Annotated in this window: 9 protein-coding genes; all 9 read right to left on the bottom strand. The window is 45.1% G+C overall.

Annotated elements, in window-relative coordinates; genetic code table 11:
• Window positions 1–150 precede the first annotated feature (150 nt).
• The gene (gene luxS, locus R7F67_RS19830) at window positions 151–669 is read right to left on the bottom strand and encodes an S-ribosylhomocysteine lyase (RefSeq protein ID WP_017820391.1); all 519 of its coding nucleotides are present in this window, start codon (window positions 667–669) and stop codon (window positions 151–153) included.
• Window positions 670–753: 84 nt separating this feature from the next.
• Window positions 754–1,359, bottom strand: coding sequence for a hypothetical protein (locus tag R7F67_RS19825; RefSeq protein WP_171343190.1), 606 nt, complete (start codon window positions 1,357–1,359; stop codon window positions 754–756).
• Window positions 1,360–1,382: 23 nt separating this feature from the next.
• Window positions 1,383–2,951 carry a glutamate--cysteine ligase gene (gene gshA, locus R7F67_RS19820; RefSeq protein WP_064368762.1) on the bottom strand — a complete coding sequence of 523 codons (1,569 nt, stop codon included), beginning with the start codon at window positions 2,949–2,951 and terminating at the stop codon, window positions 1,383–1,385.
• A gap of 156 nt (window positions 2,952–3,107) precedes the next feature.
• Window positions 3,108–5,951, bottom strand: a complete 2,844-nt coding sequence (locus R7F67_RS19815; RefSeq protein WP_318057317.1) for a pitrilysin family protein — start codon at window positions 5,949–5,951, stop codon at window positions 3,108–3,110.
• A 9-nt stretch (window positions 5,952–5,960) separates the two neighbouring features.
• On the bottom strand, window positions 5,961–6,422 hold the full coding sequence (locus R7F67_RS19810; RefSeq protein WP_005379938.1) for a YqaA family protein: 462 nt from the start codon (window positions 6,420–6,422) through the stop codon (window positions 5,961–5,963).
• Window positions 6,416–7,366 carry an NADP-dependent oxidoreductase gene (locus R7F67_RS19805; RefSeq protein ID WP_005385434.1) on the bottom strand — a complete coding sequence of 317 codons (951 nt, stop codon included), beginning with the start codon at window positions 7,364–7,366 and terminating at the stop codon, window positions 6,416–6,418. The genes R7F67_RS19810 and R7F67_RS19805 overlap by 7 nt, the downstream gene beginning before the upstream one ends.
• Before the next feature lie 123 nt (window positions 7,367–7,489).
• Window positions 7,490–8,620 carry a sodium ion-translocating decarboxylase subunit beta gene (locus R7F67_RS19800; protein ID WP_005379935.1) on the bottom strand — a complete coding sequence of 377 codons (1,131 nt, stop codon included), beginning with the start codon at window positions 8,618–8,620 and terminating at the stop codon, window positions 7,490–7,492.
• A 9-nt stretch (window positions 8,621–8,629) separates the two neighbouring features.
• Window positions 8,630–10,414, bottom strand: a complete 1,785-nt coding sequence (oadA, locus tag R7F67_RS19795; RefSeq protein ID WP_225474072.1) for a sodium-extruding oxaloacetate decarboxylase subunit alpha — start codon at window positions 10,412–10,414, stop codon at window positions 8,630–8,632.
• A gap of 31 nt (window positions 10,415–10,445) precedes the next feature.
• Window positions 10,446–10,703, bottom strand: coding sequence for an oxaloacetate decarboxylase subunit gamma (locus R7F67_RS19790; protein ID WP_005379932.1), 258 nt, complete (start codon window positions 10,701–10,703; stop codon window positions 10,446–10,448).
• Window positions 10,704–11,329 lie beyond the last annotated feature (626 nt).

Genomic DNA, 11,329 nt, shown 5'->3' with positions numbered 1-11,329 from the left:
GTTCTTTTAGTTGTTGATTTCATAACACTCTCCAATTTTGGGGGTGGAAAGTGTCAACCTTATTTAGGACGGCACAAAATAACCAAAAGAAAAGCCTGACTCATGTCAGGCTTTTTTATTTATTGGGGCAAGATGCTTCTTAATGAGCACCTAGTCGATGCGCAACTCTTTTAACATCGACTCAGGCAAAGCAAGTTCATCATTTTTGTTCACCGAAACACCAGCATCCAAAATGTTCTTTGCGATCTGTTGTGCTTCTTTTAAAGAGTGCATTGCTGCCGTGCCGCATTGGTATTCGTTAAGTTCAGGGATCTTATTCTGACTTTCTACCTTCAGCACGTCTTCCATTGCTGCAATCCAAGCATCTGCGACTTGCTGCTCTGATGGTGTGCCAATCAGACTCATGTAAAAACCTGTGCGGCAACCCATAGGCGAAATATCGATGATCTCAACAGAATCACCGTTTAGGTGATTACGCATAAAGCCTGCATAAAGGTGCTCTAGGGTGTGAATACCTTTTTCAGAAAGAATGTCTTTGTTTGGCGCAGTAAAGCGTAAGTCGAAAACAGTAATCGTATCCCCTTTTGGGGTCTGCATGGTTTTCGCCACTCGCACTGCCGGTGCATTCATACGAGTGTGGTCCACGGTAAAACTATCGAGTAAAGGCATTACATCTCTCCTGATTGTAACTCCAGTACCTTTCGGTAATGGATAAATGTCATTCATCCCTACAGCACATGAACAGACTGTGGGCTAAAAGAACCAGCTGCTGTTGTCTTCTAATTCCTGACGACATTGCTTCAGCTGCCAGCCATAAGTTTTCGCTGTTTGTTCAACACGTCGAGCGACTTTGATTAAACTAGGTTTTCGATTATAAGTGCCTCGCTTATATCCACCTCGCCCTTCATGATAAGCCAGATACTGGTTATAGGGATCCCATAATGAAATCCCTAGCTGACGCCGTGTTTCATGAGTGTACCAACCGACAAACATCATAGAATCATCGAAGTTGGTACGAGAGCCCCCCTGACCTGTCGCATCTTGGAAGTCTTCCCAAGCAGGGTCTTGAGCTTGAGCATAACCATACGCACTGCTGACTCGTCCCCAAGGAATAAACCCTAGCAAATAATCTTTAGGTGGTTTTGCATCGTGCCGAAAGCTGCTTTCTTGTTTAATGATGGCCATAGCGACATGAATAGGGGTACCCCATTCATCTTCCATATCTTTGGCATCATCGTACCAACCGGATTTCTCTCGGAATATCTCGCATAAGTTATTCTGCTGCTTTGGCGGTGCCGTAGCACAACCTGCAAGTAACACGCTTCCAAGTACCGCTACTACTAACGACTTAATGTTCAACCCCACCAATCCTTAGTTAGTCATTACTGCTTCAGGTAAGCAAAGTAATCTTCCAAAAAATCATCAAAAGAAAGCATGTCACTCTGCTCTGCTTGCTTTTGTTTTTCCACGGACGACGCAACTTCCGTTTCCATCGTATCTTGTGAATAGTACTGATAACCGTGAGCTAGGTTTTCATCACGGTACTTCATACCAAGAGTACAACCGACTTTACCTAGCCCGCCCAGCTCTTTCGTTAGCTCTAATAGTTGACCAGAGATCGTTAGTTCTGGGTTATCAATCCATGTCTCGAGTTGATTACACACATCTTGGTATGCACTGCCACCAGCGGTCATATCCATTTGCTGTGCTATTTGACGTAACTCGACGAAAACTCGGTGTGCCCAATCTTGTAGAGATAGACGTTCACCTTGACAACCAATTTGCAGCATTAGACCTTTTTCACGGCCAGAAACAATGACTTTATTCCAGTTATCGCGCCAACACTCTAATTCACAGTTATCCATAGGGTCTGAGTCTGACAAGGCCGCCCAGGTAAGGAAGAGATCCAAGAATCGTACTTGCTCTTCATTTAAGCCCACTGCGCTGAATGGGTTAACATCTAGAGAACGAACTTCAATGTATTCGACACCACCGCGTCGTAACGCATCTGAAGGCTTCTCACCACTTTTCGATACACGTTTTGGACGAATCGGAGCGTACAGTTCATTCTCAATTTGTAAGATATTGGAATTAAGCTGGCGGTATTCACCATCCACTTTTACCCCAATTTTCGCAAACTCTTCTGATGGGTGGCGAATCGCATCACTCAAACCATCGAGGTATTGGTCAATGCTGTTAAAACCAATTTTCAGCACACTTTGAGCACTATTGGTATAGCCAAGATCGCTCAAACGCAAAGACGTCGACTTCGGCAAATATAATGTCCCGCCAATCTTCTCGAATGGCAGATCGGTTTCACGACCTTGAATAAAAGAGCCACATAACGCTGGTGATGCACCAAAGAAGTAGGGAATCATCCAGCCAAAGCGGTAGTAATTACGGATCAACGCAAAGTACGCATCAGACTTAGCATCTTGGCGGGCTTGTTCATCTTGCTCGCCATAGAGCGCATCCCAAAATGTTTCAGGAAACGAGAAGTTAAAATGGACACCTGAAATAATTTGCATCAGGCTGCCATAGCGACGCTTTAGGCCTTCTCGGTACAGCGTTTTCATTTTCGCTGCATTCGAAGAGCCATACTGGGCTAACTGAATATCATCCTCTGAGCCCACGTAGCAAGGCATTGATAGTGGCCACATTTTCTCTTCACCCATTTTGGTTTGAGTGAAATGATGGATATCTTTCAGCTGTGCCATCAGTTCTGGAATTTCATGTGACACAGGCGTAATGAACTCTAACAATGATTCCGAAAAATCCGTTGTGATCCATTGATTTGTGAACGCAGAGCCTAACCCTTCAGGATGAGGAGTTGTAGCTAGATGTCCATCCTGACGATAGCGCAAAGTTTCTCGCTCAACACCGCGTCCAAACTGCTTAAATACTTCGGGGTTTGATGCAACTTTTTTTAGTCGCGCAGCAAAATCAGTCAAAATGAGGTTCGCTTATATTGGGAGCAGGACACTTGTTACATAACACAAGTGTAAGCTAAGTTATTGATAGTTAATGCATCTAGATAAATAACCCACGAAAAGTTGCTTATCTAGATGAATAGCGGAGAAACGTTTCTCCGCTATTAAATGTGTACTCTATCGAATGATTTCAAGCTCTTCTACGTCTTTCCCCAACTTTTCTAATTGAGGACGCAACGATTTAGCATCACCAACGACGATAATTTGATAGTCATTTGGATCAAACCATTTCTGAGCCAGCGCATTCAACGTCTGCTTATCGACTTTTTCTACGATAGCGTTTCTTTGCTGCAAGTAATCATGATCGAGGTTGTACTTAAGAATATCACTGATGAGCTCCGCTTTTTGTGTTGGCGTTTCATATTTCAGTGCATCTTTTTGACCGACCGCTTGACGCATAAATTTCATCTCTTCATCAGTAATACCTGACTGCGAGTATTCATTTAGCTCATTTTCCATCTCAATGATCGAAGCAACCGTTGCATCCGCTCGTACTTGCGCGGTGAAAACCACCGAGCCTGTTTCTGGATTACCAGAGAAGTAGCCGTAAGCACCGTATGTGTAACCCTTGTCTTCACGTAGATTTTGGTTAATGCGGCTATTGAAGTTCCCAGCTAAGTTGAAGTTTGCCAGTTGGCTTAGGTAAAAATCGCCCATTGCGTCGTAAGGCATACCTTGACGAACCATCATGACCACACTTTGCGGCGCTCCTGGTTTATCAACAAGATGGATCTTTTGCTCACCTAATGCAGCAATGCTTTGCGGTGCATACAATGGCGCAGCTTCATCTTGCCAGTTTTTCCAGAACGTCAGTTGCTGCTCAATTTCCTGTTGATCAATGTCACCAACAACGACGATTTGCGCACTTTGTGGCGTGTAATGCTTCGAGTAGAATTCACGGACATCATCCAACGTTAATGCACTGACACCTGCTTGCGTGCCGTCTTTTGGTCGAGCAAAAACCGAATCCCCATAGAGCACCTGACGACTCGCTTGTGACGCCATCCAACTTGGATTTTGGTGCTCATATACCAGGCCTTCTAGCGCTTGCATTTTTACACGCTCGAAATCATCTTGATTAAATGCAGGAGACAGCAACATCTCTTCGACAATTTTTAACGTCGGCTCTAAGTTCTTTTCTAGAGCAGAAACACTGATGTTTGTTGTATAACCTGTGGCATTAACAGAGATAACACTACCTAGTTTATCAAGCTCAGCTTGAATCTCTTCGACACTGCGTTTCGTTGTACCTTCTTGCAACATCGCAGCGGTCAATTGGGCAAGACCTTCTTTACCCTTTTCAACAAAACGTGTCCCTGCAGGTAAACTAAATTGCATCATCACCGTCGGCGTTTCATCGCTAACTGCACCAAGCAGCTCTGAGCCATTCTTGAAATGTAACTCGTACAGCTCTGGCATCGTCGCTTTCACTGGTTCTCCTACTGGCGGTTGCACTGAGCGATCGAAGTTATCGGTCGCACGACGATACGCCAATTGGTCATCGGAAATCTTCTCATATTCTGGCAGCGTACGCTTTGGTGTCACAACGGTCGCAGGTTTTACGACAAGGTCTGTTTTTCCTTTTGGGACCACGCTTAGGGTCACTTTGTTCTTACCTTGGATAAAGTCCGTATACGCTTTTTCTACCGAAGTCGGCGTAACTGCACGGATTTGTTCAAGCTGTTGCTCAAGACGATCAGGATCGCCGAAAAATGTCTCGTTGGAAGCCAACTGAGTCACTTTACCTTTAACGCTTTCTAGCGCAAAAATAGCATCCGCTTCCGCTTTACCCTTCAACTGCTCAAGGCGATCTTCTGTCACGCCTTTTTCCGCAAACTGATTAAGTGATTGTAAAAGCTCGTCGTACAGTTTTGATAGGTCGCCTTTATCTCCAGAATCACCCATTGCGTAAACGTAAAAGTTACACGCCAGTTCAGCACAATCATGGAATGAACCAGCATCGACCGCTTTTTGAGTCTTCACTAGGTCTTGATAGAGCACGCTGTTGGTACCGCCCCCCAATACTTCTGATAATGTATCGAGAGACGCTTGGCTTTCTTCGCCGTTGTAGGTTGTTGGCCACGCGATCATCACCATAGGTTGTTGAATACGATCTTCTAGAGTGATGTATTTGTCTTCTTGCAGTTTTGCAGGTTGTTTCGGCGCATTTTCAACCTCAGGACCACGAGGAATCGAACCGAAGTACTTATTTACCCACTCTAGAGTTTGTTCAACGTCTAAGTCACCACCGATCGTGATAGTCGCATTGTTTGGGCCATACCAACGCAAGAAAAACGCTTTGAGGTCGTTCACATCAACACGATCAAGATCTTCAACATAACCAATGGTTTGCCACGAATACGGATGACCTTCAGGATATAGCGCTTCGGACATGCGCTCCCAAATCAAGCCATAAGGACGATTATCGTAACGCTGAGCTCGCTCATTTTTTACAGTCGAACGCTGAATTTCAAATTTGCGTTGAGAAACCGCATCCAACAAAAAGCCCATACGGTCAGACTCTAACCACAGCATTTTCTCGAGCTGGTTAGCAGGGACAGTTTCAAAGTAGTTAGTACGATCGCGGTTTGTTGTACCATTTAACGTGCCGCCAGCCTCTGTGATGATCCTGAAGTGCTCTTGGTCACCAACGTTCTCTGAACCTTGGAACATCATGTGCTCAAAGAAATGCGCAAAACCAGACTTACCCACTTCTTCACGAGCTGAACCAACATGGTAAGTCACATCCACATGGACCAATGGGTCAGAATCTTCAGGAGCTAAGATCACCGTTAAACCATTATCGAGTTTATACTTTTGGTATGGAATCTTAACTTTGCCTTCTTCAGCTTTCGATGACTCAACGAAAGTTACCCCTTTCGGCAGTGATGAAACTGGCGTATTTGATGCACAGCCCGTGATCACCAACAGTGAACACGCGCCAACCCAAAACATCTTCATGTACTTTCCTTAAAATAATCCGAGATAGATGGCCGCAAGTAAGCTATACCTAGCAGCCTTTCCTAAAAATATTAAAATCACGCAAGGCAGAAACTTCATTCTTAGCCACCCTGCGGCTAAACACAGCGGGTCTCCAATTACAGGTAACCAGCTAAAAAATAATCCCCAATAGCCATACTTAGAGAGCCACTTTAATGCGGTATGACCGTGCTTTTCCTCTTGTGCTTTGTTGGGAATCCACAAGCCAAGCCAATAATTTGTTAAGCCACCAAGCGTATTACCGATAGTAGCGACCATAACAATTGAAGAAACGGAGTATTGATTTAATGAGAGAGTGGCAACTAAGCCCGCCTCAGAACCACCAGGCAACAACGTGGCACTGAGAAAACCGGTCATGAAAAGCACCCATAATGCTGAATCTGAAAACCAAAGCGCTAAACTTTCAAAACTCGTGTTAAATGCTTCTAGCATGTCATATCAAGCAACACCTTGCCTCTGGTTCTTCCTGATTCGACCTGCTGGTGAGCACCAATGACATCACTCATAGGATAAACCTGTTGAATTTCAGTCTTCAGTAAGCCAACGCCTACCATGTACAACAAGGTATCTAACTGCGCAGGATCTGGTTCAACCAACATGCCACTAGCCTCAAAGCCTAGGAGTTTGGCTTTTTCACAAATCAGCTCAGCTGTGATGGTTGGAACGGTGATGACTCTCGCATTGTCTTTCAGGCATTTAAGCGCATCTAACGCAGCATCTCCGCCTACTAAATCAATCAAAACATCAACATCTTCAACACGTTCTGACACTGGTGCAAATTGATAGTTCACTGCATGAGCACCGAGCGTCGCAAGGTAGTCTAGATTTCGTTCACTGCAAGTTGTAAAGACTTCCGCTTTCGTCGCGATCGCAATTTGTACCGCGAGGTGTCCAACACCACCGGCTCCAGCGAGGATAAGTACGCGATCGTTTTCCGTCACATTAGCCTTACTGAGAGCTTGTGCCGCAGTTTGTCCCGCCAACGGTAATGCAGCAGCTGCCTCTAAAGTGACAGAGCTAGGAACATGACTTAACTCAGTTTCTGGAACACATATGTATTGGCTGTAACCACCGCCTCGAACTGGGAAACCAATAAATCCAGCCACCTCATCACCTTCATTAAAACGTGATGCCCCCTCTCCACAAGACATCACTTTTCCTGAGATGTCGTAACCTGGCACCCAAGGTAAATTGTCCTTATTCTGCGCTGCCGCCCAACCGAGCCCAGCTCGAGTTTTGACATCAATAGGATTTACGCCTGAAAAAGCGACTTTTACTAAGACTTCACCAGGCTGTGGTGATGGTGTAGAAGCATGTTGAATCGCGAGTACGTTGGCATCACCAAACTCAGTGATAACGATCTGTTTGTGTTCCATAAACCATTCCCTGCAAGAAAACAAAAAGGGATGCGAAAGCATCCCTTTGACTATAAACCATTTTGTTAACCTAAGTTAATCGTGATTTTGTAAATTGGTTGATCATTCCATTTTCAATAATGTCTAACCAACAAGTGCTAACAATATACCAGCCGCAACGGCTGAACCCAGCACACCAGCAACGTTTGGTCCCATCGCATGCATTAACAAAAAGTTTTGCGGGTTAGCTTGTAAACCAACTTTGTTTACGACTCGCGCGGCCATTGGTACCGCAGAAACGCCAGCCGCACCAATAAGTGGGTTGATGTCTTCTTTCGAGAACTTGTTAAGCAGTTTCGCCATCAGGACGCCCGCACCAGTACCGATACTAAATGCAACTGCGCCTAACCCCAAAATACCTAACGTTTCTAGGTTCAAGAACTGCTCAGCTTGCAGCTTAGAACCAACACCAAGACCTAAAAAGATAGTCACTATGTTGATCAATTCATTTTGAGCAGTTTTCGATAAACGATCGACCACACCAGCTTCACGCATCAAGTTACCCAAACAGAACATACCAACCAATGGCGTAGCTGAAGGTAAGAACAGAATCGTCATCAGTAATACAGCAAGCGGGAAGATGACTTTCTCCCATTTACCAACATGACGAAGCTGAGCCATCTTGATTTGACGCTCTTCCTTGGTTGTCAGTGCTTTCATGATTGGTGGCTGGATGATCGGCACCAATGCCATATAGCTGTATGCCGCGACTGCAATCGCACCTAGCAGATCTGGAGAGAGCTTACTCGCTAAGAAAATCGCTGTTGGCCCATCAGCACCACCGATGATCGCGATAGACGAAGCATCTGCCATGGAGAACTCCATGCCAGGTACATAGTTGAGCAAAATAGCGCCAAACAGTGTTGCAAAAATACCAAACTGCGCAGCCGCACCTAACCACAACGTTTTTGGGTTTGCGATCAAAGCACCAAAGTCAGTCATCGCGCCCACACCCATGAAGATCAATAGCGGGAACACACCCGATTCAATCCCAATGTAGTAAACGTAGTAGAGCAAGCCACCAGGCTCAGTAAAGCCAGCATTTGGAATATTCGCCAAAATAGCACCGAAACCAATCGGCAATAACAGTAAAGGTTCAAATCCTTTTTTAATTGCCAAAAACAGCAAGGTACAACCAACCAGCATCATACAGATTTGGCCGAACTCGAAGTTAGCGATCCCTGTTTCTGCCCAAAGGGTTAACAATCCGTCCATGATACTCCCTTACGCCAGGCTCAACAGAGGCGCACCTACTGTGACAGCATCGCCTTCTTTAACGTTCAGCTCTTGAACCACACCACCACGCGCCGCTCGTACTTCAGTTTCCATTTTCATCGCTTCAAGGATGAGCAATACATCGCCTTCAGCTACCTCAGCACCAGGCTGAACATTCACTTTGAAGATGTTACCTGCAAGAGGAGCAGGCACCGCTTCAGCTGAAGCATTAGAAGGTGTGCTAGGTGTAGCCGATTTTGCCGGTGCATTAGAAGGAGCAACAGATGTCAGTTCACCTTTAGGACCAACTTCCACCTCATACACCTGCCCGTCAACACGTACACTATAAGTTTCTACACCGCCAGTTGCTGGTTGAGCCGCAGGTACAGCAGGCTTTGCAGCTTCTAGCGTTGGTGCAGGCTCAAATGCTTCTGGGTTTTCACGATTCTTAAGGAACTTAAGCCCAACTTGAGGGAAAAGTGCATAAGTGAGTACGTCATCAACACGCTCACTTGCTAGCTTAATGCCTTCTGATTTCGCTTTCTCCATCAGATCAACCGTAAGCGTCTCCATTTCAGGCTCAAGTAAATCGGCAGGACGACAGGTAATTGGCTCTTTACCATCAAGCACTTTCGCTTGCAGTTCTGCATTTAACTCGGCTGGCGCTTGACCGTACTCACCTTTCAATAGGCCAGCGGTTTCCTTGGTAATACTCTTATAGCGCTCGCCAGTAAGAACGTTAATCACCGCTTGCGTACCGACGATCTGTGAAGTTGGAGTCACCAATGGAATGAAACCAAGATCTTCACGTACACGAGGGATCTCTTCTAATACTTCATCAATGCGATCCGCAGCGCCCTGCTCTTTCAACTGGCCTTCCATATTGGTCAGCATACCACCAGGCACTTGAGCAATCAGGATGCGTGAATCGACTCCTTTTAACTGGCCTTCCCACTTCGCATACTTCTTACGTACCTCACGGAAATATGCGGCGATAGGTTCCAGTTGCTCGAGTTTTAAATTGGTATCTCGCTCGGTGCCTTCTAGCATAGCGACTACCGTTTCAGTCGGTGTATGACCGTAAGTACAACTCATTGAAGAAATCGCAGTATCGAGAATATCAATACCCGCTTCCACTGCTTTTACCGCTGTTGCTGTAGACAGCCCCGTTGTTGCATGACAATGAAGTGCCAATGGCACATCACAAGACGCTTTGATACGCGTGATAAGCTCTTCCGCTTCATAAGGCTTAAGTAAGCCAGACATATCTTTAATACACAGCGAGTGACAACCTAAATCCTCTAGGCGTTTTGCCAAGTCAACCCAAGTGTCTGCGTTATGCACTGGGCTCGTTGTGTAAGACAACGTACCTTGAGCATGCGCACCAACATCAACCGTTGCTTTAACGGCTTTCTGGAAGTTTCGCACGTCATTCATTGCATCAAAAATACGGAATACATCCATGCCGTTAGCATGCGCGCGTTCAACAAACTTCTCTACTACATCGTCGGCATAATGGCGGTATCCTAAAAGGTTTTGACCACGCAGTAGCATTTGCATTGGTGTATTAGGCATCGCTTTTTTTAGTTCACGTAAACGCTCCCAAGGGTCTTCTCCTAAGAATCGAATACAAGAATCAAATGTTGCACCACCCCAAGTCTCTAGAGACCAGTAACCAACCTTATCCAACTCAGCTGCGATAGGCAGCATATCCTCAATACGCATACGCGTAGCAAATAGTGATTGATGGGCATCACGAAGGACCACATCAGTAATAGCTAGTGGTTTAGACATGCTCTTAAACTCCTTTTTAATCCTAGTTCGGCTACTTCGCGAATGAGGCGCGATGTTTATGAATCGCAGCCGAGATCGCCGCCACTACTTGTGGACTAACAGCTGAAGAGGTTGATTGAATATTAGTGTTTGTTTTTGGTGCTGCGATCGGCTCTGGTACTTCTTCTGGTACCAATTTCGACATTAACCGAACGAGATAAACAAGAATAGTGAGGAAAATAAATACGACCGCCATCCCCGTTAGCATCAGGGTGGCCGCATCTACTAGCAGGCTTCCTATATTAGTCATGTTGCTTCCTTTCTTTGTCATCCTGACAACGTGCAGGACTTTAATAGTGTCAAATCCCGACCCATGGATTATCTCGATTGGTTAAATTTTGTCAATTTTGTTTAAGGAAGGTTTGTAGTAATCCTGATAAATGATTATTTATTCACTACCCAGATCACAGTTCATGACAAAATAATCACTTCAAATCGCTATCACCTTACGAACAGAGTAAAGGAGGACATAAATAAAAACTGCGATTTAGATTTCAAAATCAAATCGGGACTCACGCAGTAAAAACCAACAAAAACAAAAAGATGAACAAAATTAACAATCAATAAACAAATAACAAACAAAGTGACTACATGAGAGTAATTGAAATGAAAAATGGAAGTCAGTGTATAGGAGGGATAATCAGGATGATTCACACGATGCGACAGAAGCTTGATAGCAAATTGCTTAGATACGCACATATTCGCTTTTAAAAAGAGGAACATAGGCTCTAGTGATCCTACGCCATATTCCAGATGTCTAGATACAAAAAAGCCTCGCAATTGCGAGGCTGTTTCAATGAGTGGCGCGTCCTGGAGGATTCGAACCTCCGACCGCCTGGTTCGTAGCCAGGTACTCTATCCAGCTGAGCTAAGGAC

The organism is Vibrio sp. YT-17, assembly GCF_033337375.1.
GTDB lineage: Bacteria > Pseudomonadota > Gammaproteobacteria > Enterobacterales > Vibrionaceae > Vibrio > Vibrio alginolyticus.
Note: the sequence above shows the minus strand (reverse complement) of the source record. Positions and strands in the feature narration are given on the sequence as shown.